We start from the raw sequence: 26,619 nt of genomic DNA on the forward strand, positions 1-26,619 counted from the left end.
CTATATCAGTTATATTTATCGTTGATATTATAGGTGATATAATCCTTCTATATCAGTTATATTTATCGTTGATATTATAGGTGATATAATCCTTCTATATCAGTTATATTTATCGTTGATATTATAGGTGATATAATCCTTCTATATCAGTTATATTTATCCTATATGCGTCAGAGTTCTTGTTGCAGCTTATTGACATTCACTTACGCTATAATAGGCATTTGAGGTATGCGATCGCCACATCAGTTGCAATAAATTCCGATGCAATAATTTTACTCGGTTTATAAATGATGAATTATATCAGTTATATTTATTGTTGATATTATGGGTGATATAATCATTAGATATCAGTTATATTTAACCTATATGCATGAGAGTCCTTGTCGCAGCTTATTGACATTTCACTAACGCTATAATGGACATTTGAGGTATGCGATCGCCACATTAGTTGCAATAAATTCCGATGCATAGTACTCGGTTTATCAACTATATTTAATATCAGTTATATTTATCAAAGATATTATAGATGATATAATCAGTATATATCAATTATAATTATAACTGATATTATAGGTGATATAAGCATCCAATATCAGTTATATTTATCTTATATGCATCAGAGTCCTTGTCGCAGCTTATTGACATTTCACTAACGCTATAATGGACATTTGAGGTATGCGATCGCCACATCAGTTGCAATAAATTCCAATGCAGTACTCGGTTTATAGCTTATAATTAATAACAGTTATCTTTATCACTGATATTATAGGTGATAAATTTTAGATATCTGCAATGCCATCATAGGCATATTTAGTTATTTAGTTATTAATGCCTGAGTAGGCATGATAATTTATCAACTATATTAACAAGTATATTATTAGTGATATTTATCAAGGATGTGAGAACGACTTAGTGCGATCGCCACCACGCCACAGAAAATTTTTCCAGACGATATACAACTGTGCGACCATCCGGTCATTATCGGTGATAAATTATTTTAATTATAGGTGATATTGACCGCTAAATTTATCAATGATAATATAGGTGATATGAGATGAAAGAGAGGGCGATCGCCACAAGGACACACCGCCCCGATCACTTTCACACTACGCCACTAAATAAAGAGAACGTCAGATGATTTTCAATCTTTTAATTTACGCCACAATTGCCACATTTGCGATCGGATTCTGCCTTGACCTACTCGCCACAGCTGATAGACCCACCTTCCTGTCTCTCCTAGCCCCCAATCCTGAGATGTTCGTAGCTGCAATCCAGTATCCACTATCCACTCCTTCCCCCCTACTCCTCCACTACCGCTCAACTGGGCTAGATTCTGGCGAGGTGTGTTAATTTACTATACCGACCTACGTCTATGTACTAACGCCTATACCCCTATATCACCCTTTTTTTTTAAAAACCCTTGCAGCAAGCGTTTGACAGCATTTGTAGTATGCTCTCGTTATGCCAAGTAATACGTTTTTTTTGATGGATGCGAGCAAATAAAGGTTGATATAAACTAACACACAGTATAAATAGTATACTTAAATTTCTCAATAAGAGTACGAAATATCAATGGTTTCAAGCTTATTGAGAATTACCCTTTTTAATTGAGAAATTTGAAATGGACTTTTTGCGATTTTGGTTAATTTCAAATTAGCAAAAATGGCTGAAAAGCTTAATTTTTCGTGACAGTACGGATAGCAATAAGGTTTGTTATTGAGAAAATAAAAATGCTGTAAGTACTGTTATTAAAGTATTTGTCAATAAAAAAATGTCAATTACTTTTCAAAACATTGACTTTTTTATACCAAGATTTCAGCCCGGAGAGTGTCAAACCCAAAAACAAAAATCCCTCGCATCCTGATAGAGCTACGGGGGAACAGAGGAGAAAAGGGGTAATGGGAAGTGCTGTTACGCTTGCTTGCGTTGTTTTTCTAAGTTCTGTCTGTGTAGTTCTGGGAAGTTTTCTAAGTCTTCTATACTTTCAGGTGCGGGAAATACTTTGTTATTGGGATTTTGGAATCTGTCAATATAAACTTCTAGTGGTTCCTGATCTTCTCTGTGGTCAAGGATATATTGTCGTAATTCTGTACGAGTCATGGATACAAAATCAGGTTTAGTCATAAGTATCTCCAATTTCCGTTCGGATAAATTACAATTTCTGTTTCTTCTCCAGCTAAAATCACAACGTCTTTTGTACGTTTATCTATAGTCACTAAGTTTATAGGTAAATACATTTTAGTATTTTGATAGCAAAGGATGAAGCAAGTTTTAATTTGTTCTTGTGTAGGCATTATTTTTATAGATGTTAATTATTTCTTGCTTTTAAAGCTTTTTTGATTTGTTTGTACTCGTTTTCATCAGTCACATTTTCAAGCATTCTTAATTCTTCCATAAGTTCAGGTCGTTCCCATTGTTTTAATTGGTTATATAGTCTCATAACATCTTTACGATGTTTAGAATTGACAAATTTACAACCTAAAGGTGTGAATGAATAGAATTTTTTGGTGTCACTAATTTCATCATGTGGCAATAACATTTTACGTTTTTCACTGTTCATTTCACGCCATTCTGATAAGCTTAGTAATCGTTTAGTTATTAGTTCGTGAATATCACTTTCACCATTAGCAATATCTTCAAAAATACTAGCTGCTACATCATCACCATCTTTACCATTTTTCTTAGATAGTCCTCTAATTTTAGTATTTGTTTCACCGTTAACAGAATTGTAAAGACGATAGTCGGATTTGTTTCTAATTTGAGATTCTGTGTATAATTTTTTAACTTCAAAACTGAATTGGTCATATTTGAAAATGTCCAATTCTCCAAATTGTTGTTTAAGATGTTGCCATGCTAAATCTTGAACATGGTTGTTTTTATCCAGAATGTTGAACATACTTTCATTTTGTAAAATGTTATGACTGTATAGTGCTTTGATTTCTACAACTCTTTGTCTGTTACTACCTTTAAAGTTTTCAAATCCCAGATTGGTGAAAATATCTAGGGATTTTGCTTTGTAAAAAGCCACTTTGTTAACATCAAATACTCCCCCATCTGTGATAGACATTAGACTGTAAAGTCCTTTAGCCATACACCATGCAAGTGTTCTAGCACGTGCGGTGATGTTGTTTCCTACGATAAAATTACTGATTCCAGTTCCGTCACCTGCAAAGTAGCTAGAGGCAATACACCCGTAAATTGTATTTACAATCAACTTGATGAACTCTTGTACAGAATTCTGATATAGCCAATCTGTTTTTGTAAACTCTATACCATCTATTACTTGACGTTCAGGTATATCATTAGCTGTAGCATCTTTGTTATCTTTACCAAAATATTTATTGTAGAGTTTGACTTTATTTTTGTGTGTAGCGCGTCTGTCGATTAACGTACCTGCTAAATCTTTAAGTTCAACTCTTGCCCACTTGGTACACCAAGTTAAACCATTTAAACCAAGTTCTTTAATTGATTTCATTTCGCACATTTCCGGAGTGACTTTATCAATTTCATCCCGTTTATCGTAATAAGCGAAACATTCAATTCTTGCGTTTTCTCTAATCCAAGCAAGTTCTGAATTGGCTGTATAGTTAAGAATAATTTGATACAAATCATGATTAAATGCTGCCATATGTACTTGGTTAGTAGACATGTACATTGATGCATCGTATTGCTTATCAGCGTCGCTGTTATTTTCAGCAAAATGTGATTGATACCAATCCCATGATGTAAAAGCTTTTTCCTCTTTAGAGAGGAGTAAATCTTGTTTGAATGGTGCATCTTTCCAAGAAATACGGGCTACCCACAGACCAGGTATTAAGTATTTTGAATAAGTCTTTTCCCAATCACTAAAGTTTATGGGGAATTTGATAATTGATGGATTGCCTATAGGGAAGATTTGATTTTTAAGACCGTTACCGTAACAACCGTTAATATCGATATCAACTAGCACCCCATCTAAAGCATCTATTGTTGAGCGCTCTTTAACGCAGCGACCGCCATCTGTCATACCTAAGTAGAGGAGTGCTTGATTCCCTACCAAGTGGGATAGTTGTTTCATTGCTTCCGGACTAGCAAGTCGGTTATACCAATACAGAGGCTTGATATTTTCACTATTATCTTGGGTGGGTAATATTACGTTTGGACGTGCTGCAAGCCATTCTGAGGCGATACGAGCGGTTATCTTACCTGTACTCAGTCCCCAATCGTTGCTAGGTTGTACGCCTACTGTAGAGGCAATGTCATTGTAAAACTCAATTGTTTTATCATGCACGGTCTTGAGATACCTAACGTCACCTCTAATATATGGGATAAACGCCTTGGGTTTTTGTATTAGAAAATCAAGAGGGTTATTGTTTTTCTCCCAGTTCCAAACTGTTTTATCGTCTGTTGGTAATCCTACATTTTGTAAATAGGTTTTTAATCCTTTACCACCTTGCATTGCACATATGTCAATCAATTCTATTGATAAGCAATGCCATTTCATACCCTTTTGAGTAGGTAACAAAACTTCAAAGGGAAGTGCTATAGGCTTGTTAAATTTGGTAGTAATCCGTCTAATTCTTTCAAGATATTGCAGGCAGTAATAGAGAAAATCAGTGTCTTTAGCCCATAGTAATTCTAAATCTTTAAAGCTGAAGAAAAAGTACATTTTCAGTGTTTTAACACGATTCCGTTGCAAGTCTTTAATTGGTCGCCATTGAATTTTGTAGATATCATTTAAAAAATCAAGGATTACAAAAGGTGTCTTGAATACTTTTAATGATTGGAGTTCACCTATTAGTTTCATTTTACGCTTGACATCTACCATGATTGGTGGAAATTTAGCAGGATGACTGTTTGGGTGTAAGTATTCAGCACAATTATTTGAACTGTACAGAGAAATACAAAAGGGTATTGTACGCTGGTCTGTTATCGCTAAATATTCGGTATCAAATCCTATTTCATCCCAATCATTTGGTAATTCTAAAAGGTCTGTAACATTTTGGTTAAGAGTTTTGTTTTTTAACTCCTTAATATCGACTTTTGCATTTACAAATTCATCTTCATCAGTCGTATCGTTTTGTTGAATTTTGGCTCGTAGCATAGCTGGTGTAACAACAGCACCGCCAAATTCATCGTCATCAAAAGTATTATTTTGTAACATACAAATAACTCCTTACATTGTTTTTCGTAGGAGTCAGCCAAGTCAGATAAATTTGAATATGGATAATCTTGAAGTGGTTGTATGCTCTCAACACACAACCACATTCAAACTTATAAGACTCGTCAGACTGAATTATTTATCATCTCCACCATCGGCTTCTAGGTCGATGGTTATTTCTTTTTCAGACAGTCCTTCATCAGCCGTATAATCGCGTAATTGCTTTCCGTCTGCCCTGAGTAAAGGTTGTAAAGTCTCTATTTCAATGCGGTATAGGTTTGTTTCTCCTTGAGTCATTAGACCTTTGAAAACCAAACCTTTCTGAGAATCCAAGAAATCGTAGATACCTGACAAGTCTTGATTAACAACGTATCCAAACTCATCATCAACATCCAAAATCGTTTCTTCTTGGTTTGGAGCAGTGTAACCCATTGTTTTAAGCAATCTACCCAAAAGATTTAATTCACTGTAACGGTAGGATGATAGAACGCTGATATTTGCAGGATTTTCACGGCTCACATCCATACAGGAAAAAACAATTTTTAAAAATGGTCGTTCTCCGTTTTTGGTTACAGAATGCTGGTATCCTGCAAATGTTAATCGGGCAGTACCGTCTTTTTTGCTGGTCAGAGGAGTAAACGACCGTTTAAACATTTGTTCTGATTGCATTGTTTTAACCTTTTTACTAGGTTGAGTTGTAGATTGAATTACTGATTGGCTTGAAGTCTGGTTATTTTTGCGAGTAACCATTTTTTGTCCTTTGAACATATGTTCTTGAATCAATGGCGTACCTTCCCGGTCGTCACTTTTTGTTTAATGTTGGTCGCTGGCTGATATACTCTAGAGGTTTGCCAGATTCTCTTGTTTGCGCCTTCGCTTCACATCTTTAATGTAATCCAAATGGATTAACATATGGGTGACATGTAGACAGTTTGTTAAAGTGTCACAATTGGGTTAACAAATGGAATAACAAGATGAGTTATAATTAAAGAAAACTATGTGGTAATGGGTAGTATGTCTGTAGAAAAGAAAGATGCACGTTTGAGTGTAAGGATCAGCCCTCAAGAACTACAAGAAATAAAAGATTTTGCTGATGAGAATGGGTTAGCTTTTACAGACTTTGTATTAGGGGCTATTCGAGATGCGATGCACAAAAAACCTGAATCTGAAGAATTTGTTGCTTTAGTTCGCCGTGTAGCGGCATTAGAAAAAACCGTATATAAACAATCTCAAGCCGCTTAAAATTTTTAAACCTTTAAAAATTTCCAACAATCAGACTTTAAACTTATCCCCGGACATTTCCGGACGGGGATTTTTATTGAGTTTCGTCCTAGTTCCTAGCATCAAAATTTGTACCTGTTTTTCGATTTCGCGCTAGTTCTTAGCACGAAAATTTTTATATCTGCGTTATGCAAACATAAATTTTCGTGGTATACAATCGCTTTTTAGGGGTAAATCTGCCCAAAAGATTTAATTCACTGTAGCGATAGGATGATAGAACGCTGATATTTGCAGGATTTTCACGGGTTACATCCATACAGGAAAAAACAATTTTTAAAAATGGTCGTTCTCCGTTTTTGGTTACTGAATGCTGGTATCCTGCAAATGTTAATCGGGCAGTACCGTCTTTTTTGCTGGTCAGAGGAGTAAATGAACGTTTAAACATTTGTTCGAGTTGCATAGTTTTAGCCTTTTTACTAGGTTGAGTTGTTGGTTGAATTACTGATTGGCTTGAAGTCTGGTTATTTTTGCGAGTAACCATTTTTTGTCCTTTTCGTTTGGTAGATACCACTATAACTTAAATATTTGAGTACGTGAATGTTTAAGTATTTGATTAGATTATTTAATCATGAATAAGGTATAATATACTTAAATACTCAAATATTTGATTAGTCGGTTATTATGATAAGCGTAGATGTGGGACAGAAAATTGTGATTTGCAATCTTCAAAAATATATGGAAGACAGTGATTTGAATATCACTCAACTTTCTAAAATTATTGGTGTTACTCAAAATACGATTCGTAGTTATGTGCAGAATCGGTTTAATAGAATCGATTGTGAAGTAGCTATAAAAATTTGTAATCATTTTGATGTTTCTTTTGGTGAGATGTTTGAAATTGTGAAAGGTAATTAATATGACTTCTGGGGTGTACATGATTACATTACTTAATACTGGTGAAAGATATATTGGTTCATCAAAAAATAACGAATCAAAAATTATGCAGAGCAGCACGGAATGAGCCAAGCTGAGTTTTGCTTGAGCGCTATATTTGCAGCTATGGGTGATGAGATAAAAGAACCAGTACTTGAAAATGTTATGACCAGGTTAGCGGCTCTAGAACGGGTTGTATTTCAAAAAGCTGCATAACACCCCTTCCTAACAATCAGTTTTATCTTGAACCCGCGCTAGCGGGCATTTTTATGCCGTGTCGGTCGCATATCTCTTGAAATTTTTGAAATTGTTTAGGTGTTAGATGCCTTCGTGAGCGTATATTACGCAAGAAAAAAGATTCTCAAGCTTTAACACTTTCGCGGTTTAACAGATTATCTATAGATTGGCGGCGTTCCTCATATTGCTTATCGATACGTGGATCGGGCAACCATTTAATGTGGCGATCGCATTCTCCACATACCAGTGCGCCAAAATGCATTCCAGGTAGATTAGTTTTTTCAATTAAATTGCTGTTTTTGCAATAAGGGCATTGTTTGGTAAAATTGGGCATAGTAAAACTAGCGCCTCCTGTGCGCGGGTATTGTAAACATCAATTGAGTAAAACCCTGATATTACCTCTCGTTCAGACTGTGTTGATTGCGAGGGGTTTTTGCTTATGTTTCTACGATAAAATGCCTATTTAGAAAATTACCAAGAAAAAAATGATTTTCTAAAACTCTTGTTACGTAAGGCTTAAACCTTACGCTAAATCCATTTTCAGTTCTTGTTTAACTTGTTCCCAAGATACAGTGCCGTTAATACGTATATCTTCCCTAGCTTCTTTAATAGTTTTTAAATCTTCTTCATCCTCTTCATCATCGATTCTTTTTAAGAGTGCGTAAATCTCATCTAAAGTACTGTCATAAGCTTGATTCAGCAGTACGTTAATATTTTTAATTAGTTCTTCTCTCTCGCGTTCGGTTTTCATTCATTTTTTCACCTCAGACTTTTTACTGGTAACTAATATCTCGACATTTAGCTGAGAGTGGCTACGACATCCATTTATACAGAATTTGGGATGATATAGGTACTTGGCCAATCTACTAAGTTACCGCCTTTTAGCCGATTTTAAAAAAGTAAAGGGAATTCCTAAGCGCCCTCGCTATACGTTGCACTTGCCTTAAGGTTTTGTGGGAGCGAATTTGAGAAGCCCCCTTGTTGTTGTGATGCCTGCGGTCTTTCATTTGTCTGTTTGCCTTTTCCTTGTGGAAAGATGTGAAAACCAAGCTTCAAAAAGTTAATTATGGGGATTTCTCTTCCCAAGGATTAATAATAAAAATTCCGCAGCCTGCAAAATCAGAAACATTACGAGTTGCTATAGCTGCGTTACGAGAGTAACAAATAGCAGCAATTTGGGCATCAGCTTGAGATATGGGAGTCCCACTGACTCGTCTTTGGGCTGAAATATTAGCAAAAGCTACAGCAGCAGATTCATCAAAGGTCAGAACACGTCCTACAAAGTCTTCTGCAAACATTAAAGTAGCGGCTTGGTAGAGTTCATATTTCCGCTTTCCTTCTGGTAAAATAGCGATGCCATAGAGTATTTCGGCTTGTGTAATTGTTGTAGTAAACAAAGTTGTTACAGGTTGTCGGGCTGCCCAATTGCGAACTACTGTAGACCCTTGGGGTTTGATTAATTCTGACAATACATTAGTATCAAGAATAATCATTATTCAAAAGTGGGTGCAGTCCGCATAGGTTCTCTGGTAATTTCTCCTAGTTCAAAATCTCCCAAGTGGGCAAAGCGTTTTTCTATCATATTTACAATATTTACAGGCGGTTTTTGATTTTCTATTAAAGCAAGACGAAGAATCTCTTTTACTTCTTCTTCTAAGGAACGACCATTTTTTGCAGCTCGTTGTTGCAAGAGGTTTTTGATGTTATCGTCAATGTTAAAAATGGTAATGTTTGTCATGGTGAATGAATTGAGTTGTGATGTGTTTATATATTTAATAATTATATTTTAGCTACATCCTTTTTCAGTTCCTGTTTAACTTGTTCCCAAGAAACTGTACCATTAATTTGTATGTCTTCTTTAGCAGCGTGATAAGCTTTTAAATCTTCTTCATCTTCTTCATCCTCAATTCTTTTTAAAAGTGCGTAAATCTCATCTAGAGTACTATCGTAGGCTTGATTTAATAGCACGTTAATCTCTCTAATTAATTCTTCTCTTTCCCGTTCGGTTTTCATAAACAAACCTCTTTTATATCAATAATTTCAGGATAACAAAGTTAAATTGTGTATACAGGTTCGTCCTCACCAATTTCAGTGAGTGTTTTTTCAGTAATGATGTCTGCCGCTACTGCTAGCTCAATAATGACTGCTGTGTCTGCAACAGACCAGTTTTTGATTTTGGCGATATCTTCTACTAATAGTGGTCTAGGATATTGTTTTTGTAATAGTTTGTGTAAAGTTTTTAGCTTAAGTCCCAGTTGTTGGGCGGTTTCTATATCAATCATCATGGTAGTTCTGTCTATAGCTAATTTTTAAATTTCAAATTTTTCATCAGCTTTCTTTTTTTCAATCCAAAGCTTTAAAGCTTCGTTTACGGCATCTGATAAAGAAATACCTGTTAATGCACATATAGCTCTAGTTTTACTTGCGATCTCTTTTTCTATATCGGCTGTAACTTTAGTGTAATTGGGGTCTTGTCTTTTACTTTTTAAAAGTTTTGATTCAATGTTTTCTGTAACTATTTTTAATTGGATATTTAGAGGTGGATTGAAATACTCAATTAAAGCTGTCTCAATCTCTGGTAGTAAGTCTAGTAGGTCTATGAACAGATAGGCAATCTTGATGTTACCAATTGCGTTTAACTCTTCATACTTGTGATGCTTGCTCCATCGGCTACGAACATTCTTAGCGCGTCCAATGTATTGGATGTTGCCCAATGAATCAATAGCAAAGTAGATAGCTGGACGTTTAGGAAATGCTGTCTTTTCATCCAGTGGCAACCAGGGAAGGGTTTTTAAATCAAGGGTAGATGGATTAATCATTATCTTCTACATCTGTTGTATTTGATAAATATCCTTTTTGCGTAAGAATTTCTTTTAACAATTGATTAATAGCAGCATTTTCACTGATTAATTGCTCATCTGCATATCTTTGTAAAGCTTCATTTATTTCCGATATTAATCTTGTTGTTTTAGAAACAGTTTCACGTTTTTTCTTTAATCTACCGTTTAAGCACGGTTTGAAATAATCAATTAAAGCTATTTCAATTTTTGGTAGTAGTTCTGGTGTATCTATAGACAAGTAGGCGATTTTAATATTGCCTATACGATTTAAATGACTGTATTTATGATGATTTAACCATCGACTACGCACATTTTTGGCACGTCCAATGTATTGGACAGTTCCAAGTGAATCAATTGCAAAATAAATGCAAGATTTTTCGGTAAATACTGAGCGCTTGTTCAATGGTAGCCAAGGAAGAGATTTCAGGTCGATAGTTGCTGGATTAATCATTGATAAACTCCAGCAAATCATTAGGTGTACATGCAAAAAACTTACAGAGTTTATCTAATGTTTCATAAGATATTGAATTTATCTTTTGTCCTTCGATACGCCGGTAATTAGTTTCGGTCGTTTCTAATAACGCCGCCATTTCTCTTTGAGTAATATCTTTTTGCATTCGTAACTCTTTTAGCCGCAATCTCACGGTCATCAGTCCTTTACTTTTAACTCCTCAAATTTAGTACATAATGTGTACTTACGTCAAAGGTAAGCACATTAAAAGTGCTAATATATTTGGTTCATACACAGCATTAGCATACCTTTTGTGAGGAGCCGATTATAGCTATTTTTAGACAGAATTTCCAACATTAGTACATTATATGTATGAACTATAGACGTACATACATTTTTTGTATACATTGATAACTGTAAGCGCAAAAGAAGCCTATACCAACAATCCAAAGCTTGAGAGTGGTAGCGCAACTCCCCACAGGTCACATAGGTGTACTGGCGTAAGTCCCCGACTACCGACTTACTGACAAACCTTAAATGGTTGTCTACTGTTCAAACGGCAGTACCAACTATAAAAACCAAAAAGGGGCGATTGCCTACCTTCCAATGAAAGCGATCGCCCCACCTACAAGAGGTAAAACTATCATGCCACGACGTAAGAAATCAGAACAACCCCAACAGCAACTACAGCAAGATATTCAACAGGTATCAGGTGAAGACTATACCCATAACTCAATATCTGATACCCAACAGGAGCTAAAACCTTTTGAAATAGAAAGCGACCCGGATTTTAATGCTGAAAATAATGATTTTTATTTCGGAGATAACGTAGACCTTGAAAACGCCGTCGAGGAAGGTTTTTACTGCCATCTGCCTGCACTGAATCAGGAAACAGTCACACAGCAGTCACATAAAGAAACTCTTAGCACACTGGCGTTACAGGATGAAGAGACTGCAATTCAAGACCAACAATCACATAAAACCAATGGCAACGAAGATCCTCATGAAGAAGTAGAGTATTCGCCCCTGGTACGCAAGCTTGCCGCGATCGCCCAGCAAGAAATCACCACAGCCCAAGTGATCGCCCAAGCCAAAAATGAAGCGATATTGGGCACTTTGAGGAATTCAGACAATCGCTTGCTCGAAACCATCGATGGAGCCTTGGACTACCGCCGCCAGGAGTATGAGCGGGTGGTGGAAGATTTGGGAAAAGGGGATTTGTGGTAGTCCCAGATGTTGTCACAACAGCATTCTGGCTAATTCTGTTTGCATTTATTACTACCACATTCATTTTTGGCATACGTATACATATGAATCAACAGCAGCAAAAAGAACAAGCGCCGAAGCTTGAAAGGCAGACTCAACAAGAGCCGCAAGAAACTGTCGAAGATAGAAAAGCGCGAGTTGAATTGATTAAACAGAGAGGATGGTGGTAATGTTCGACACTAAAAATTGGTTAACAATTCAACAGGCGATAGTAGAAGATAGCGCCTCAACTGGCGAAGTGTACGAAAGATTGTATGAAGTTTGGGAGAGGTTGAGCGACTTTGAAAGCGATTACCCCGAAACCTACAAAGCCGTATCCCAAAAGCTCTTCCGCAACAAAGAACTGACATTAGCTGATGCACAAACCGCATTAAATCTTGCGTTAGAGGAAGTGGCTGAAGTCATGGTTTTTACTAGGGCAGCCCAAGAATTACTCTTTGCGCCCAAACCAGTCATGCACCTGCGTGTTGTTCCGACATGGCGCGATCGCGTCTCTGATTTGTTGAATGAAGGGGCAAGATTTTGTCTTATCTTCACATCTGTTGCAGCGATTTTAGCTATTGGTTCCTTCGGATTGCACCTGATGTCCGATAAATCAAGTCTCAAATTTTACTACGCGGCTGAAAAAAGTGCTGGGTGCGGATGGTTTGGTTTATCGGGAATTATGGCTTTTGGAATGGGCGCGGGTATTTTGGAGGCTAGTAAGAATGAAAACACCAACAAAGGTTGAGTATTTGGGCTACAGCATTGAAATCAGTAAGATTGCTGAAAGGAAGTATGCCTTTTATATCCGTGGTCACGACGTTGAAGACCACGAATCAGGTTTCAAAACGCCCCGGCAAGCATTGATTGCAGCCAAGGGATTTCTGGATGCGGGGCAGCAGTTCTGATAAGAGTGCGATCGCGCTTTCTAAAAAGATACGCGATCGCCCCTTCTTTTCTCTTTCCTGGATGTATCTCCGCCGCAGATTTTAACGAAGAATATAAGGAGTATTTTATCATGTCTGGATTTTTGACTTTGTGCGATTTCATGGGGGATGAATTATTCATTCCAGCTTCTTCAATAGTGCTAGTTAATTTTAAGCAGTATTATGGTAATTCATGCAAATTAAGCATTGAATTAAAAGCAGGAATGCGAATCTACGTAGATATTGCTTCAAGTGGACAAGAGCCAACTAAGCAGGAATTAAATGACGGGTACGAGGCAATTCGAGAGGCTTACGAAAATACCAAGGAAGCTATTCGAGGTAATACCAGACTTGTAAATTTACCTTTTCCAGTTAGCTGTGGTTACTACAGCGAAATAGAGAGCAATATTGAAAATATTTGGCGAACCTTGCATGACAATATTTTACAAATAAGAAACGTTGAATAAGGGGGCTTCATTCTATGCCAAGACCAAAAAAAGAGGCGGGTAGCCTAACTGGTTCCAAACATTTCAAGAAATCTAAATCGCCATCAGACATCATTGCAGAAACAGCAGGTAATACGATTTCTAAATTAGGTAATGCAGCCAATACAGTAAGTAGGGCGGCTAGTGGCTTGAGTCAATTTACTTCTAATGCCGTAAACAATTCTAATGGTTCGAGTGCTAATTCTGGAAACTCATCTAATTCCATTACTAATAGTGGAATACCATTAGCTAGTAGCGTTCCTCATGGGGTAACTATTCCTCAGTTTGATTTAAATAACGCGATTGGGAGTAATCTATATTCTGCTGAAAGTAGCATCCCTGAGACAGAAACCTCAGAAGCTAGCAAGCAACGTCAAATAGTAGCCCGTCAAAATAATAGTTTAGATATTGCTCTTGATGTAATTAAGCGCAATCGTAAAGCTGTGAAGTTGGCGATTGAGATTGAAGGTTTTCAGGGCGACGCAGTTGACCTATATACTCAAAAAATTAACACAGGTCAAAAGGTTGTCAAGTCTCAAATTGCATTTACTAATTTAAAGGTTGAGCAATCAAAACTAGAGCAAACACAAGAGCTACTTGTGCAGCAAGAAAATGCAACTACGGGCACTAAGAATTTAACCGAACCTAAGCGCGAAGAATGGGACTTAAAGCAGCAATTACAAGTAGCCACAAATGAATCATTGAAGGTAGATATTCAAAAGGCTCAAAAGAGAAAAGAAGAGAAATTAGCGGCACTTGAAACATATCTGCTATTGCCAGAAGGCTAACCAAGTTACGGGAGAAATAAGTCTCCCGTGACATATATTTCCCGTTAAATTTATGAGTAGTATCACTATTTCCACACCATCTAAAATAGTCTCCACAATTGCACTCTTATTAGCTGGAGTTGCCTTATTTGGTTTTATAAAGGGCAGTCAATCAGCCAAAGGAATGAATCTAATAATTTTTCTTTGCAGCGCTGGAGCAGCTATTACCAATACTATTAGCAGTAGCTATTATCAGACAAGCATCAATCGCCAATTTGAGAACTGCATTACAGAAAGAGACTGGAAGCTTAAAAACTACGAAAAGGAATTAACGAGTGCAAAGATTGCAGCTGAACAACTAATCGTGCAATTGAAGAAAGTTGAAGAAAATAATCAATCGCTAGAAAAAGATTTAAGAAAGAAAGATGAATTAGTGAATCTTTTTCGAGTTAGAGGAGAAGGAATCAAGAAAGAATATGGAGATAAAATCAACGCACTAAACGCAAAATTAGCAGCCGATGATACTCGTTTTTTAAATTGGCTAAAAGAATTTGTAGCCAAAGCTGTGACAGTATTGGAGGAAAAGGTAAACCGAGATTTTGACAGACTGGCTGACAGTATTAAGCGGAATTTAGACGATATTAATTATCGCAATGCTCACCCACAACTTAAGAAACATCTTACTAACTACGAAGAAAAATTGGAAGAATGGACAAAACAATTGTCTTGGCTTGAGCGTAGTTACGATGAGTTGATGACAGAGATAGACGATTTCAAAGATTATGATTTCGAGAATACAAAGACATTGTTTGATGGACTGGAGACTGTTGAAGATGTGATTACCACAGCCGTAAGTATTTATGACCAAATTTCAGCCTTTAAAGTTAGATATCGCAATGCATTAAATATCGATGAAAGATTGGAAGTTTACAAACTGCGTGAGCAATTAAACATTTCAGTTCCACAAGAAAAAGCTTTGTCAGCATTGCAAGATTTTAGTGCTACGACTGATGAGGATTATCAGAATTTAGAGCAAAAAAGACAATATCTAGAAGGATTAATAAATTCCAGTGATGAGTATGTTCAAGGGTTGTTGAAAGAATTGGATGCCAAAAACGAACGCATCGCTAAACTTGAACAACCAATTGAGTGGAGGAGTGGGATACTTGATGCTCAGGATGTTGGAAATTTGATTATTAGATTTTTCTGGAAGCGAAAGATTAGATTGGACAGGGCATTTATTCAGAATGACCCCTACGAGCCAATTCTTTATTTTGCGATAAACCGTCTTGAGGATTTGGTAAATGTTGAGCAACTCAATAAATTTTCAGAAGCTTTGCAGCAACATGTGGACTTATTACTAGAACCACCTCACTTTAAATTCAATGGTGAGTATGGGTTGCTCCAAACAAAAATTAAATTGGCTACAAAACCCAAGCCAAATAAGGAAGAGTTGGTAAGCAAGATTCCCGATTGTAAATCATTGGTTTCTAAAAGTACTCGTGGTTTCCTTGTGACTGGCGATCCAGGAAGCGGGAAAACTTCAGCCATGAAAGCTCTAGCGCAATGGCTCGGCAACGAATCATCTATGCGATTGGCTCTCAATCCCCATAGTGATGAAAAATCTGATTTTACTGAATCTGGTTTTGTTGAAGTCAATGAGCTAGAAGAAATCTATGAAGCAATTAGGCAACTTGATGTTGAGTTGAAACTCAGGGGTAAAGATAAGACTAGACGCCAAACATTAATCGTTGCTGTGGACGAGCTGGGGCGAATCATCAAAGATGCTCCCAAAGATTTAGACGTAATGGAGATATTGCGGCAAGCAGCAGTAGAGGGGCGAAAATTTAATGTGATTGTCTTGATCGCGAATCACAGCCAGACAACCAAAGCAATTGAAATGGATTCGCAGTATAGAGGAGCATTCTACCAATTGTTCTTGGTGGGTGCAGCAACCCACAAGCTCAATCAACCCAACAGCCCCGCGCTTAAACAATACGAGGAAGAATGGATTAAGTCAGCACCTTACCCAGTTCTAGTAAGCATCAATGGACGTTATCAAGCTTGCCAGCATCCCACCCACTACACTTATAAGGAGTACAGAGACAGTGGCAATCCTCCAGTTGGGTTGGTAAAAATCTCGGCAACTACCATAAAAGTTGGTAATCGCGATTATTTATTAACAAATGAAAAAACCACTTTTACCGATTCTGAAAAAGAATTGATTAGCAATAATCAAGGTTTAGTCAATCTCAAAACTGGAGCAGGGTTATCACTTTTGATTGAAAGGGTATTTGAAGTCAAAGCTTCAAAGTCTGAAGAATACAAGGCTTTGAAAGACAAAGTTTTAGAGTATTTAAAGACTATTTCTTAATAAAAATTCAAAAGCCTTGCAAACACCGGGTTTCGTGGGTTGAACTGAATTTATAATGAACCCAACACAACCCATACACATTACACAGAGCGGGTTCACAGGATTAGTACTTGGGTTCGTTGGGTTGTCCAAATACTAGGGTTTTCGTTTCGACGGCTGAAATGAACTTTTTCACAGTGCTAAAAAGTCTATAAACCATACTGTCAGCGGGTTCACAGGTTTATTTGGGTTCGACTTTGAACCCGACGAACCCAAGATGCGAACCCAGTACTAGAAACGCCACAACTTTGATTTTATAAGGCTTGTAGGTTTTTTGGGTTCCGAAAATCACAATTAACTAACAACAACTGGATCAAATCAAAAATGGGACATTTTATTGGTAATGACGAAGTTATGTTTGATATCGCTCAAATCAGAATTGTGTATTGGAATTGTTGTAGAGAGAATAAAAATACAAGAGTAAAGATAATATTTGATGATGGAAATGACCTATATCTTTATTACGACAAAGATGAAGATTACATCTTAATTAATAATCTAAGAGAAGAATTAGGTTTTGACAAACTACCTAGATTTTAGCCCAATATAGGGATAAAATAGACCCGTAATCGGGACAAAATGCTCGTAAATGCTACTACAATGCTTGAAATTCTTACAGGACAAGGATAATGGGCAAAAACAGTCAAAACAGTCAAGTAAATATACCTAATCAACAACTCCCTAATACGGGTGATAAAGGGACGATATCGGACAAAAACGACCCAGTAAAAAACCCCATAAAATACCCTCATAACAAGATTTTCTATGCTGGGTATAACTTAGGGAACGATTCAGTCAAACTTTTAGTTGAGAGTTTCGCTCCAATTCGCACTGCTTCTGTAGTTGGATATCTGCAAGATGAAAATCGTAGTTTGTTGATTCCTGGTTCAGTTGAGTATCAAGGATGGAGATTGAACAACGCTGACATAAGTTGGAATCAAACAAATAAAAACACTTGGCTAGGCGGAGATAATGTCTTAGATGCAGAGTTGAAAACTTTGAACAGGGTCTATGGTAATCCCACGGGGAAGAGTGAATACTCTTTGCATATGTTCTTGAGCGCTTTGGCACTGTTGGAAGATAAAAACGGTCATAGACCCAACTGGCGGTTTAAATTAGCTGTTTCGTGCCACAAACCTGGATTGTTTAGCAATATTCACAAAAGTCTTTCAGGACTACACAAAGTCACACTGAATGGTTTGAGCAGTGAAATTGAAATAGAGGTTGTCAAGACTATGCCAGAGGGTTTAGGTGCTGCCGGAGAAATCACCTCATCAAAACCTAAGCTGGCAATCTTAGATATCGGGGGCGGGACTACATCAGTATCTCACTATCAAGGTTCAAGACCGTTGCTAGATAAACCTGAATTTTATGAGAAGTCGGGAGTTCTAGCCCTTTACAGAACTATGCTCGATAGCAAACAAATCAATGGACATCCCCAAGGATTCACCATTGATGACGTTCGTATAGCTGTTGAAGCAGGGATGAGAGATATTGTTGTTAACGGTCAAAAACTGATGGAAGCCAACCCTAACAAACCTGGTACTGAAAGGGTAAAGAAAGGAATTTTGTTAGGTGAAAAAACTCGCTTTGACATCACGCATATATATGTTGAATGTCTTAAAAACTGGCTACAAGCAGAATTGAAAGATGCTTGTAGAAAGTTGGCTCAGCTACAAGACAAAGGCTATACGGTTTATGTGATTGGTGGTGGTTCAAAACTTCCGTTGTTGTCAGACCAATTAAAAAAAGACCCGTACAACTTCAACATTGCAACAAATGGATTGTATGCTGACGTGGAAGGATTATTAAAAATAGCTAAAAAGTAGGACTGACATGGAAGACAAAGAATATCGCCCTAGAATTCCAAAATACTTCAATCAACGAATTGAGATTGAACTTCAAGAAATGGGGGAAACCGCAAACGTGACCGATTTTATTACCAAAGTTTTGACATATTACTTTGATATGAAAGAAGGTAATGTTCCTTTTCAAATGTCTGGAATAGTTCAAACACCAATAACTACCCCAATATCTCAAACAAGTACTAATCAGAAACTAGAAGATATTGAAGATGATGACCGCTCATCTGAATTCGATATAGGACTCTAAAAAATTCCCATCCGCTTATGCAGATGGGATAGTTTACTAGGAGAAAAATTCATGATGCAATCCCAAACAATAAACATTAAAAATTTGCCAAATGTTTCACTTGAAAATACAAAAAACTTACCTATAAGTGCTGGTATATATTTTGTTGTAAGCGATGAAAATATTCAGTACATCGGTAAAAGTATTTCACTAAGAACTCGATGGTTAAACCATCACAGAATGGAAGAAATTAAAAAATGCTCAAACGTGAAAATACATTATTTAATTGTTGAACAAGCTGAAAATCTAAATCAATTAGAAAGACGTTTTATCAGTTTTTTTTTTTTAATCCGGTTTTAAACGGTACTCAATACACATTAAATAATGAAGTAAACCATAAAGAATATCGAGCAAAGAAAAATATGATTCGTGTCCCAGTTGAAATTATGGAACTAGTAATCAAAGAAGCGATAGCCAGAGATATGGAACCGCATAGACTCATAGCGTGGTTGCTCGAAAGTCGTTATCAAGGTGTAAACCCTCCTGTAGCTGGTGTTGAAATCGTTGAAGTAAACAACGATTCTACAGATGATATAATGAACGAAGAAAACGTGATAAATCCTGAAGAACAAAGCGGATATCAATTAAACCGTCAACCTAGAAAATTAATAATCGATTGAGGAACTAAAAATGCTGAAATTTCAAACAGTAAACGTTAAAGATTTACCAAACGTTTCACTTGAAATGATATAGGTCTTTAAGTTACGAGAAGCAATAAAGCTACTGGATAGCTACTAACTTATTCAGTGTTACAAGTTACAAGAAAGTATTGACTATAAACTTTCACACCATTCTATTTCAATAGCTGCATCAATAGAATTTTCAGTAATAAAAGTAACTTTTATAACTTGAAAGTTCTGATTTCTCCAAATAATGTATTCTCCTATACTTGGGACTCTAGATAGTTTTATTGTTTTAGCATTTGTCTGACGCAAAACTTTATCAGATTCAACGATATTGTTGGGAATACCACTAGGAATGACTCGAATTGTAGGCATAAACCATATGCCACGACAGAAGTAGACAAAAACTTCTACATTTGTGTACTTTTGCAGTGGGATTAGGAAATCATCCAAGATTCTACAGTCTCTAAACATCTCGGTATCCCTCCAAACGGTGTAATTCCGTTTCTCCCTTTGGATAGATAATATCCATAATAGACAAGATATATATCTGTATATCTACGCAAAAATATCTTTTTGTAATTCACTGTCGCTATTTGGCGAGATAACAATTAAAAAACAACTCTAAAAATGACAAAATGCGAAACAATCTTACATATACTGAGTTACTTACTAATTTTCCTCCACGCACCATAAAATCTGAAGAGGATTTTCAGAAAACGCAATCTTGTGTTGATGGCTTACTTGATAAAGGTGAATTGACTGAAGCAGAAGAGGATTATCTAGATTTACTTGGAGTTTTAATTAGTGAATACGAGCAAGGACAAGATTTAGTACCAGATATTTATGGAGTAGAACTTCTTAAGGTTTTGATTGAAGAATTAAATTTAAAACAAAAAGATTTGGTGACTATTTTCAAAACAGAATCAATTGTTTCTGATGTTCTTAACGGGAAGCGTAAGTTAACAGTTGAACACATTCAAAAACTTGGGGAATTTTTTAAGGTTTCACCTGCTGTATTTTTAAGCGTAAATCCCGATTATAAGGATTTATTAGAGGTAGCCTAGAAAGGAGCTTTTTATTTGATAGAGGTCACATCAGCTGTAGGCTGTAACACAGGGTCTACAGTTGAGCAATGAAAATCAATCGGCATGGTCGCGCCAAGATTCTGACACAACAAGAGATACAGCTAATCTTCAGTCACGGACTACATAACGACCGCGATCGCACTTTATTTGGCGTGTGCCTATTTAGTGCTTGTAGGATTCGTGAGGTTTGCACTCTGCTGACTGAGGACATTTACACACCCCTTGGGCTTGTTAGACCACAGCTAATTTTTAGAAAAGCCAACACCAAAGGCAAGCTAGCTACACGCTCCATACCAGTAATTGAAGACTTGCGCCAACTGTTGACCAACTACTACCCCGCTTCTGGTAAACCCTATTTATTCCCCGGTCGCAGTGACGGACACATTAGCCACGACTCAGCAGCAAGAATTTTGAGAACTGCTTGTAAGGAAGTAGGGATAATTGGGGTCAGTACCCACAGTTTTAGACGTACCGCGCTAACCCAGATGAGTAATGCTGGCATTCCCTTGAGGGTGATTCAAGAGATTAGCGGACATCGCAACTTGGAACAGTTGCAGAGATACTTAGAGGTTAGTGATGAGCAAGTGTTGGGGGCAGCAGCAAGCTTGGCAATGTTGTCGCCTGTTGGTGAAGATGTCGGTAAATTGACGTATGACGACATTTCTAGCAATGAGCGTGATTTCACCCAAAAGTGAATTACCACCAACTGCATAAAAAGATAGTTAGTAACCGTAAATAAAATTAGTCACATCCAAAGCAAAGTGCTGATAAGTCTAGGCGTCAGCACTTTTTCTCATGTATAGACGAATTTTTCATATCTGCAATCCATAGAGAATTATCTATGATATTTTCTCAGCGAGCGTAAAAAATATCACTGATAAAAACCTGACAAAAGTTATCAGTGATAATATGATGGATATAAATAAATCTAAAATTCAGAACACCAGACATCATACAGAAATGATACCTAGCCCTCAAGAATTTTTCAATCAAGTAATAGCACTCAATGAAGTACTAGAAGTTCACCAAGCTTGCAACAGATTACTTGATGCAATGGCTGAAAGCTACTCCATCAGTACTATTTCCAGAAAACTGACCGATTACAAAAGACCATTCTATAACTACCAACACTCAAACCCTGATCTTAATGAAACTGTAGAAACTAAAAAAGGCACTAACACCCAACATATAGCAGCACGGTTGTTAACTCTCTCAGATGAGCAAAAACAAGCTTTAGGGGTTGACCGACAAGAACGAGATAACGCACGGGCAGGATTTGATAAAGATGGTGATAGAAGAGAAGTTGAAAAACCACCGATTGATATCACAGCAGTTATCAAAAAATCTCTTGAGTGCTTGGACAGTGTTGACCCTCACACCATAGGTGCGGGAATCATTAACTTAACTGGACTACGCGCTAATGAGCAAAATCAACCTGCGAGAGTTTACCCAGATTGGGGCGTAATTGAGCGCGATATGGTTGTTGTTGATGAATTTGTTATCGGCTTTAAAGGACTGTCTAAAAAGCAATCAGGAGAGGATTTAAACGCTTATCACGCACGGGCAACACTAGCACCTGCACTACGGATTGTGGATGCCCAAAAACGCTTTAAAGCTAGTAAAGCAGTGCAAGCAATTCCTACAGATTACGAAAAGTATCGAAAAGGATTTATGGATACTTTTTGTAATAGATACAGTGAGTTATTTGGACGTGATTTGTCCACTATCGAAGCCTATGACGATAACGGAAACTTAACAGAAACTAACGGTACACCCCACAAAGGTAGAGCGTTTTATGCTTGTGCGCTACGTGCAATTCTGAAGGCTAAAAATTTTAATGATAGTGCAACATCTACCTATATTCAGCTATGTCTAGCTCATGAAAACAAGGGTATTACTATCAAATACCTTGGACGCTACGACGAAAAAGATTTTATTAACCCAATTGACATCAATATCCCCACAAACATTAAAGGACTTGGAAAAATGACAACCGCAGTGATTGAAAAAACCAAAACAACTACAAAACCTACAACTGAAAAGACCACAAAACCTAAAAAAGCACCTAAAGACACTTTTGATATAGATAGTTTTATCAATGGTCTAGACCCTGATTTACAGGTAAAGTTCGGTGAATTAATGAATAGTGAATCAAGCTTGACTAACGCTGTTATAGCGCTAATAAACACCGCCAAACAAAAAAGTATTCATAGTGAAATGCAAACTCAAAAAGTAACTGTTGGTGATGAAGTAAAGGTAATTGTCACTGCAATTCTAGACTACAATTCGCAACAGACTATTAATACTAACTGCATTGTTCCCACATACAGCCTCATTAATAAAATCAGTGAAAAATACTATGGTAAATCAATGCACGCGGGAACAGTCGAGAAAACTTTAAATGAATTAAACGATGATATCACTACTCGATTAGCACATAAAGAAATTAAAGGGCTTGATGTGGCTAAATGGAATGGTAAATACCATAGAAAAACTATGGATATTGTCATAGACGCTATTATCACAGTATTAAACAGTTAAAGACTCAAATCTTCCTCCTTTTTATACTGTTGTTTTAACTGCTGTCCATAATCTCTTAGCTGCTGATTCCAATCACTAGCTTTGCACAATTGCCGCTTGGCCTGTGGCAGCAGTTTTTTGACAACCCGTGCAGCACAATCGCCTTCTGAGGCACTTTCAAACGCTATTTGGACTTTAGGAATATGCTGCAATCGTTCCACTGGTAAGCTGTTGGGGTTATCAACTGCCAAGTACAGCGTTCTGATGGGTGGCATGTCGCCTCTGACCTGAAATTCCAGCATGGCTCTTGATATGGCATCGATGGGCGACTTACACAGCACGACTTTTTCTACTGGATCAGTTGGCTGTCCGCCTAAATGGAAGTGAAACCAACTATCACTCCTAATGGTTCCTTTCTCGTACCCCTTGAAGGTATTGTTTTCTCCCCGTGTCCCTCGCAGGAATGCACCTTTGGGTTGACCATCAAGATTCCGCATCACGAACACAGCATTTGCCCTTGAATCCGCATAAACCAGCCCCCGGTTGTGCAGAACTTCCACAAAGTTTTGGGGTATCCCTCGTTTTTGGGTGAGGTAATTAGAGACTGTCTGCCAAAGAGCTTTATCCTCAACGGGGGGCTTGAATTTGGGACGTGGCTCTAACTGGATAATCTCAGCTGCAACTTTTTGAGCTTGGGCGATCGCTGCTCGTTTTGCCCCCGACTCACCAAAACGCTCATGTAGCCAGACAACTGCCTGTCGTAGATTGCAGTTGTTGACGTGCATCACTAAATCAATCGCACTATTACCTCCCAATGGAGAACCTGGATCAAGGTCACAGTTTTCTCCTTTTAAAAATGAGCCAGCCTTGGCAGCGTCCTTATGGACGCTGCCCTCTCCACGGATGAATCCGGAGGCTTGCGAATTATCCATAAAGGCTGGCTCATTTTTAAATTCATTGAATCGAAGGTCAGCAAATTTCGAGCCATCTATATTAATAATGTGTCCGTAGCCCTTCCATGCTCCTTGGTCGTTGTGTAATCCCAACTCCCAAGCTACATCCTCCAAGGGTAAGTCACGCAGTTGAAGAGTCTGCTGTCGCCAACTAGCTACTTCTGCCTCTAATTGTTTGATTCGCTGGTCTTTCAGTTCATTCTCAATAGCCAAAGCCTTGGCTGTGGCTTCCATCTGCTGCTTTTTGGCGATGGCCCTGTCCCGGTCGGCGGCTTTAGCTTGCAATTGTGCTTGTGTGAGACTGTTATCAGGTTCTATCCCCTGATTCACGATGCTGTAAAAATCTTTGATGTCTTGGTGTTGCGCTCTACTGCCGCGCAGTCCACGTTCTAACCCTAGATGCTCAGTCGCAGCAGAGTAGGAGTCTTGGAACTGCCTCATCTTCTGCCGACCGTCAAAAAAGTGCTTGGCTCTAAGTTGCCCAAATTCATCCAAGGGGACAAAGTAAGCATGAATGTGGGGGGTGGCTTCATCCAGGTGCAACTCTGCCCTGACAATACAATCGCCGTACTGCGACTCTAACCATTTTTTGGATGCCTCCATCCATGAATCAACTTTGTCCTGTTCATAGTACCCAGCTCGTGTTGGGCAATCGGGACGGAAATACTCAGGGCTGGCAGTCAATAAAATCTCAGTGCAGTAAACCGCATCAGGGCGAATCTTCCGTTTCTGCTTTCCTATGGTGTCCATCACCAACTGATCTAATGTCTCAGTTGGGTTGTTAGTGCCAATGAATCTGATATTGTGTTTGTCTGGATCGGCGTTAGGTGTTTCTCGCTGCCGAGCAGTATGTGCTTCACTACCTGCCAAGTTACTGCGCTTCAGTTTTTTAATTCGCGCAATAGCGTAAGCCATGCCATTTTTGCTAAATGAGGGTTTCGGCGTTGCAGACCCCACTCAGCCTTTTTGTTTCGACCGTTAGGGAGAAATGGCACAAACCACCCGCCAGGGCAAAAAGGTGTAGTGAGTACTCCAATTATTCTAGTCCCCGACTCGATATTTTTTTGTGGTAGTCTCCCTCCGACCGCCGAAAAGCTTACGAACGTAAGGTTTTCACTGATTTGACGCGCTTTTATGGGGGCTTTTGATTGGTTAACACGCGCACACCACTATTAAACTCACAAATACCACTATTAGGGGGAATTTATTGTCAGTCAGTTGACATTTGGAGCAAAAATTTGCACCACTTTTACACTCAATAACACCGCTATTATAGATAATAACACCACTGTTAAACTCACAAAACTTACTGTATTGTTTTTATACGAAGAAAAATTGCACTACTTAGGAGACAAGATGAGTAAATCTCAAAATTTTTATGTTGAGTTACCGAGAATTAAACGCAAAGGTAATTCATGGGAGGGTAAGGTCATTGATTTTTTATTAAACCATCCCTCTAATAAACCGGCCACTGAATTTGCTATAGATGCTATCACTGCTTTTTGGTTGGCCGAAGCGTTAGAGGGTCAACTCAGCCAACCGGAGTTAGAGAAAGCTTGTTGGTCTGCGATCGAACGTCTGGAGGCCAAACTTGCCACCATTAGGCGCATCGCAGGAATTGAGAAAAACTCAATGGTTTTGTCTCATGGTGCAACCGCCTCGACTACCCCTACAAGCAATAGTCAGCAAGTTAATTCTTCTTCTGACGACGATGATGACGATGACGACGAGGATGATGATGAATGGTCTGAATTTGAATTGCCAGAAGAACTGAAACAGGCTAATCAGATGTTGGGTTGGCAAGGTTAAGTTCTACTTCCGAATTTTTGATAACTGTGACTTGAAAATCAGTTTTGCCTCAAAAAAACTTTCCAAAAATTTTGGCGTACTGTGCGTCAAAATTTTTGTTTTTGGTGAGGGATTTTTGCGTTACTATGCGTTATTAAAGCGTAATAAGACGCTACTCAGGGCGCGTTTTTTTGCGTGATTATGCGTTACTCAAGCGTGATAATGAGTAACTACTATGAATATAGTTGCGTTCTTATACGTTATTGCACGTTGTTGTGCGTTGCTATAGCGTAATAATGAGTGATTGCTGTGAGTATAGTTTTCTCCTGAGTCCTGGCGATTTACGCACTAAAACGTTATTCAACGTCCCTGATCTCAGCTAAATTTGTTATGAAACGTTACGAGAATCTTTGAGTACAAATACTTAATAACTTCGTGATTATAAAAGTACTTTCAAATGGTGAGGTGATAATCGGATGACTCAACCAACTTATGAAGAACTTACAGAAGCTGAATTAAGGGAATATGTAAGGCATAATCCTCAACATGAAGATGCTTTTCAGCACTATTTGACTATAGTCCGCGCTAAACCAGGACGTGTAGTCACTCATACAGAAGAGGAGTTCGACGCCGAACTACGTAAACGAATTACTCAAGAAACTAGTTATGAGCAAACCTGATTTTGTATCAATGACTCGTGCTGACTTACGACAATACATCCTTGACCACAGAGAAGATCAGGAACCACTAGAAGTTTATATTGACAGATTCCAAAATCCCAATAACAAAGTATTTCCCGCACCTGAAAGTATAGAAGACTTAGAAAACTTCCCAG

The 26,619-nt window shown here is 37.8% G+C and carries 38 protein-coding genes; 22 read left to right on the forward strand and 16 right to left on the reverse strand.

Going from position 1 to position 26,619, the window contains the following annotated elements:
* Positions 1-1,134 precede the first annotated feature (1,134 nt).
* Positions 1,135-1,350 (forward strand): hypothetical protein, encoded by a 216-nt coding sequence (locus FIS9605_RS42120; RefSeq protein WP_155960299.1) that lies wholly within the window; start codon positions 1,135-1,137, stop codon positions 1,348-1,350.
* A 561-nt stretch (positions 1,351-1,911) separates the two neighbouring features.
* On the opposite strand, the gene FIS9605_RS0100005 is transcribed toward FIS9605_RS42120, so the two are convergent.
* The 4 genes from FIS9605_RS0100005 to FIS9605_RS0100020 all read right to left on the reverse strand — a co-directional run bounded on the left by FIS9605_RS0100005 (position 1,912) and on the right by FIS9605_RS0100020 (position 5,923).
* On the reverse strand, positions 1,912-2,124 hold the full coding sequence (locus tag FIS9605_RS0100005; RefSeq protein ID WP_026730756.1) for a DUF6887 family protein: 213 nt from the start codon (positions 2,122-2,124) through the stop codon (positions 1,912-1,914).
* Positions 2,121-2,294, reverse strand: coding sequence for a DUF6888 family protein (locus FIS9605_RS43695; protein ID WP_197035968.1), 174 nt, complete (start codon positions 2,292-2,294; stop codon positions 2,121-2,123). The genes FIS9605_RS0100005 and FIS9605_RS43695 overlap by 4 nt, the downstream gene beginning before the upstream one ends.
* A gap of 14 nt (positions 2,295-2,308) precedes the next feature.
* Positions 2,309-5,143: a hypothetical protein gene (locus tag FIS9605_RS0100015; protein WP_026730757.1), complete on the reverse strand. Its 2,835-nt coding sequence runs from the start codon at positions 5,141-5,143 to the stop codon at positions 2,309-2,311.
* Between the two features lie 132 nt (positions 5,144-5,275).
* Positions 5,276-5,923, reverse strand: coding sequence for a hypothetical protein (locus tag FIS9605_RS0100020; RefSeq protein WP_155960300.1), 648 nt, complete (start codon positions 5,921-5,923; stop codon positions 5,276-5,278).
* A 231-nt stretch (positions 5,924-6,154) separates the two neighbouring features.
* Between FIS9605_RS0100020 and FIS9605_RS0100025 the strand changes: the two genes are divergently transcribed.
* Positions 6,155-6,382: a hypothetical protein gene (locus tag FIS9605_RS0100025; protein ID WP_026730759.1), complete on the forward strand. Its 228-nt coding sequence runs from the start codon at positions 6,155-6,157 to the stop codon at positions 6,380-6,382.
* A gap of 154 nt (positions 6,383-6,536) precedes the next feature.
* Here the strand turns inward: FIS9605_RS0100025 and FIS9605_RS0100030 are convergent, their stop codons facing one another.
* Complete coding sequence (locus FIS9605_RS0100030; RefSeq protein WP_026730760.1) at positions 6,537-6,902, reverse strand: hypothetical protein; 366 nt, start codon at positions 6,900-6,902, stop codon at positions 6,537-6,539.
* Between the two features lie 140 nt (positions 6,903-7,042).
* Between FIS9605_RS0100030 and FIS9605_RS0100035 the strand changes: the two genes are divergently transcribed.
* Positions 7,043-7,276, forward strand: a complete 234-nt coding sequence (locus FIS9605_RS0100035) for a helix-turn-helix domain-containing protein (RefSeq protein WP_035139276.1) — start codon at positions 7,043-7,045, stop codon at positions 7,274-7,276.
* 102 nt (positions 7,277-7,378) lie between these two features.
* Positions 7,379-7,510 carry a hypothetical protein gene (locus tag FIS9605_RS45930; protein ID WP_269320995.1) on the forward strand — a complete coding sequence of 44 codons (132 nt, stop codon included), beginning with the start codon at positions 7,379-7,381 and terminating at the stop codon, positions 7,508-7,510.
* A 145-nt stretch (positions 7,511-7,655) separates the two neighbouring features.
* Here FIS9605_RS45930 and FIS9605_RS0100045 read toward each other — a convergent pair whose 3' ends face one another.
* The 9 genes from FIS9605_RS0100045 to FIS9605_RS0100085 form a co-directional block, all read right to left on the reverse strand.
* A complete protein-coding gene (locus FIS9605_RS0100045) occupies positions 7,656-7,865 on the reverse strand; it encodes a hypothetical protein (protein ID WP_026730762.1) in 210 nt (69 codons plus the stop codon).
* A gap of 189 nt (positions 7,866-8,054) precedes the next feature.
* Positions 8,055-8,282, reverse strand: coding sequence for a hypothetical protein (locus FIS9605_RS0100050; protein WP_026730763.1), 228 nt, complete (start codon positions 8,280-8,282; stop codon positions 8,055-8,057).
* 313 nt (positions 8,283-8,595) lie between these two features.
* Complete coding sequence (locus tag FIS9605_RS0100055; RefSeq protein ID WP_026730764.1) at positions 8,596-9,024, reverse strand: type II toxin-antitoxin system VapC family toxin; 429 nt, start codon at positions 9,022-9,024, stop codon at positions 8,596-8,598.
* Entirely contained in the window at positions 9,024-9,269 is a 246-nt protein-coding gene (locus tag FIS9605_RS0100060; protein ID WP_026730765.1) for a FitA-like ribbon-helix-helix domain-containing protein, read from the reverse strand. The genes FIS9605_RS0100055 and FIS9605_RS0100060 overlap by 1 nt, the downstream gene beginning before the upstream one ends.
* A 41-nt stretch (positions 9,270-9,310) precedes the next feature.
* The gene (locus FIS9605_RS0100065) at positions 9,311-9,544 is read right to left on the reverse strand and encodes a hypothetical protein (RefSeq protein ID WP_026730766.1); all 234 of its coding nucleotides are present in this window, start codon (positions 9,542-9,544) and stop codon (positions 9,311-9,313) included.
* 41 nt (positions 9,545-9,585) lie between these two features.
* Positions 9,586-9,816: a hypothetical protein gene (locus FIS9605_RS0100070; protein WP_026730767.1), complete on the reverse strand. Its 231-nt coding sequence runs from the start codon at positions 9,814-9,816 to the stop codon at positions 9,586-9,588.
* Positions 9,817-9,840: 24 nt separating this feature from the next.
* Positions 9,841-10,350, reverse strand: a complete 510-nt coding sequence (locus FIS9605_RS39635) for a GIY-YIG nuclease family protein (protein ID WP_051469885.1) — start codon at positions 10,348-10,350, stop codon at positions 9,841-9,843.
* Positions 10,343-10,822 carry a GIY-YIG nuclease family protein gene (locus FIS9605_RS44790; protein ID WP_026730768.1) on the reverse strand — a complete coding sequence of 160 codons (480 nt, stop codon included), beginning with the start codon at positions 10,820-10,822 and terminating at the stop codon, positions 10,343-10,345. Before FIS9605_RS44790 ends, FIS9605_RS39635 begins: the two co-directional genes overlap by 8 nt.
* A complete protein-coding gene (locus FIS9605_RS0100085) occupies positions 10,815-11,015 on the reverse strand; it encodes a helix-turn-helix domain-containing protein (RefSeq protein WP_231510187.1) in 201 nt (66 codons plus the stop codon). Before FIS9605_RS0100085 ends, FIS9605_RS44790 begins: the two co-directional genes overlap by 8 nt.
* Positions 11,016-11,359: 344 nt before the next feature.
* Between FIS9605_RS0100085 and FIS9605_RS0100090 the strand changes: the two genes are divergently transcribed.
* From FIS9605_RS0100090 to FIS9605_RS0100145, 12 genes are all read left to right on the forward strand, one after another.
* Positions 11,360-12,049: a hypothetical protein gene (locus tag FIS9605_RS0100090; RefSeq protein WP_026730770.1), complete on the forward strand. Its 690-nt coding sequence runs from the start codon at positions 11,360-11,362 to the stop codon at positions 12,047-12,049.
* Positions 12,043-12,258: a hypothetical protein gene (locus FIS9605_RS0100095; RefSeq protein ID WP_026730771.1), complete on the forward strand. Its 216-nt coding sequence runs from the start codon at positions 12,043-12,045 to the stop codon at positions 12,256-12,258. Before FIS9605_RS0100090 ends, FIS9605_RS0100095 begins: the two co-directional genes overlap by 7 nt.
* Entirely contained in the window at positions 12,258-12,818 is a 561-nt protein-coding gene (locus FIS9605_RS0100100; RefSeq protein ID WP_026730772.1) for a hypothetical protein, read from the forward strand. The genes FIS9605_RS0100095 and FIS9605_RS0100100 overlap by 1 nt, the downstream gene beginning before the upstream one ends.
* Positions 12,796-12,978 (forward strand): hypothetical protein, encoded by a 183-nt coding sequence (locus FIS9605_RS0100105; protein WP_026730773.1) that lies wholly within the window; start codon positions 12,796-12,798, stop codon positions 12,976-12,978. Before FIS9605_RS0100100 ends, FIS9605_RS0100105 begins: the two co-directional genes overlap by 23 nt.
* A 5-nt stretch (positions 12,979-12,983) precedes the next feature.
* Positions 12,984-13,463 carry a hypothetical protein gene (locus tag FIS9605_RS0100110; RefSeq protein ID WP_155960301.1) on the forward strand — a complete coding sequence of 160 codons (480 nt, stop codon included), beginning with the start codon at positions 12,984-12,986 and terminating at the stop codon, positions 13,461-13,463.
* A gap of 14 nt (positions 13,464-13,477) precedes the next feature.
* Positions 13,478-14,269: a hypothetical protein gene (locus FIS9605_RS0100115; RefSeq protein ID WP_026730775.1), complete on the forward strand. Its 792-nt coding sequence runs from the start codon at positions 13,478-13,480 to the stop codon at positions 14,267-14,269.
* A gap of 52 nt (positions 14,270-14,321) precedes the next feature.
* Complete coding sequence (locus FIS9605_RS0100120) at positions 14,322-16,622, forward strand: ATP-binding protein (RefSeq protein WP_026730776.1); 2,301 nt, start codon at positions 14,322-14,324, stop codon at positions 16,620-16,622.
* A 363-nt stretch (positions 16,623-16,985) separates the two neighbouring features.
* Positions 16,986-17,201 (forward strand): hypothetical protein, encoded by a 216-nt coding sequence (locus FIS9605_RS0100125; protein WP_026730777.1) that lies wholly within the window; start codon positions 16,986-16,988, stop codon positions 17,199-17,201.
* A gap of 89 nt (positions 17,202-17,290) precedes the next feature.
* A complete protein-coding gene (locus FIS9605_RS0100130) occupies positions 17,291-18,490 on the forward strand; it encodes a ParM/StbA family protein (protein ID WP_026730778.1) in 1,200 nt (399 codons plus the stop codon).
* A 7-nt stretch (positions 18,491-18,497) separates the two neighbouring features.
* Entirely contained in the window at positions 18,498-18,773 is a 276-nt protein-coding gene (locus FIS9605_RS0100135; RefSeq protein WP_026730779.1) for a hypothetical protein, read from the forward strand.
* A gap of 51 nt (positions 18,774-18,824) precedes the next feature.
* Positions 18,825-19,112, forward strand: coding sequence for a GIY-YIG nuclease family protein (locus tag FIS9605_RS0100140; protein WP_026730780.1), 288 nt, complete (start codon positions 18,825-18,827; stop codon positions 19,110-19,112).
* A gap of 62 nt (positions 19,113-19,174) precedes the next feature.
* Positions 19,175-19,432 (forward strand): hypothetical protein, encoded by a 258-nt coding sequence (locus FIS9605_RS0100145; RefSeq protein ID WP_026730781.1) that lies wholly within the window; start codon positions 19,175-19,177, stop codon positions 19,430-19,432.
* A gap of 153 nt (positions 19,433-19,585) precedes the next feature.
* On the opposite strand, the gene FIS9605_RS0100150 is transcribed toward FIS9605_RS0100145, so the two are convergent.
* Positions 19,586-19,909, reverse strand: coding sequence for a hypothetical protein (locus FIS9605_RS0100150; RefSeq protein WP_026730782.1), 324 nt, complete (start codon positions 19,907-19,909; stop codon positions 19,586-19,588).
* Positions 19,910-20,073: 164 nt separating this feature from the next.
* On the opposite strand from FIS9605_RS0100150, the gene FIS9605_RS35850 reads away from it, so the two are divergent.
* The 3 genes from FIS9605_RS35850 to FIS9605_RS0100165 all read left to right on the forward strand — a co-directional run bounded on the left by FIS9605_RS35850 (position 20,074) and on the right by FIS9605_RS0100165 (position 23,064).
* Positions 20,074-20,502 (forward strand): helix-turn-helix domain-containing protein, encoded by a 429-nt coding sequence (locus FIS9605_RS35850; RefSeq protein WP_035139277.1) that lies wholly within the window; start codon positions 20,074-20,076, stop codon positions 20,500-20,502.
* Positions 20,503-20,570: 68 nt separating this feature from the next.
* The gene (locus FIS9605_RS0100160) at positions 20,571-21,218 is read left to right on the forward strand and encodes a tyrosine-type recombinase/integrase (RefSeq protein WP_026730783.1); all 648 of its coding nucleotides are present in this window, start codon (positions 20,571-20,573) and stop codon (positions 21,216-21,218) included.
* A gap of 214 nt (positions 21,219-21,432) precedes the next feature.
* Positions 21,433-23,064 carry a protelomerase family protein gene (locus tag FIS9605_RS0100165; protein ID WP_035139278.1) on the forward strand — a complete coding sequence of 544 codons (1,632 nt, stop codon included), beginning with the start codon at positions 21,433-21,435 and terminating at the stop codon, positions 23,062-23,064.
* On the opposite strand, the gene mobV is transcribed toward FIS9605_RS0100165, so the two are convergent.
* The gene (mobV, locus tag FIS9605_RS44795; protein ID WP_026730785.1) at positions 23,061-24,911 is read right to left on the reverse strand and encodes a MobV family relaxase; all 1,851 of its coding nucleotides are present in this window, start codon (positions 24,909-24,911) and stop codon (positions 23,061-23,063) included. The genes FIS9605_RS0100165 and mobV overlap by 4 nt on opposite strands.
* 441 nt (positions 24,912-25,352) lie before the next feature.
* On the opposite strand from mobV, the gene FIS9605_RS0100175 reads away from it, so the two are divergent.
* The 3 genes from FIS9605_RS0100175 to FIS9605_RS46495 form a co-directional block, all read left to right on the forward strand.
* A complete protein-coding gene (locus FIS9605_RS0100175; protein ID WP_155960303.1) occupies positions 25,353-25,805 on the forward strand; it encodes a hypothetical protein in 453 nt (150 codons plus the stop codon).
* Positions 25,806-26,260: 455 nt separating this feature from the next.
* A complete protein-coding gene (locus tag FIS9605_RS0100180) occupies positions 26,261-26,464 on the forward strand; it encodes a DUF6887 family protein (protein WP_026730787.1) in 204 nt (67 codons plus the stop codon).
* Between the two features lie 10 nt (positions 26,465-26,474).
* Positions 26,475-26,619: DUF6887 family protein (locus FIS9605_RS46495; protein ID WP_442854677.1), on the forward strand; the 145-nt coding region annotated here is incomplete at its 3' end.

This window comes from Fischerella sp. PCC 9605, from assembly GCF_000517105.1.
Lineage (GTDB): Bacteria > Cyanobacteriota > Cyanobacteriia > Cyanobacteriales > Nostocaceae > PCC9605.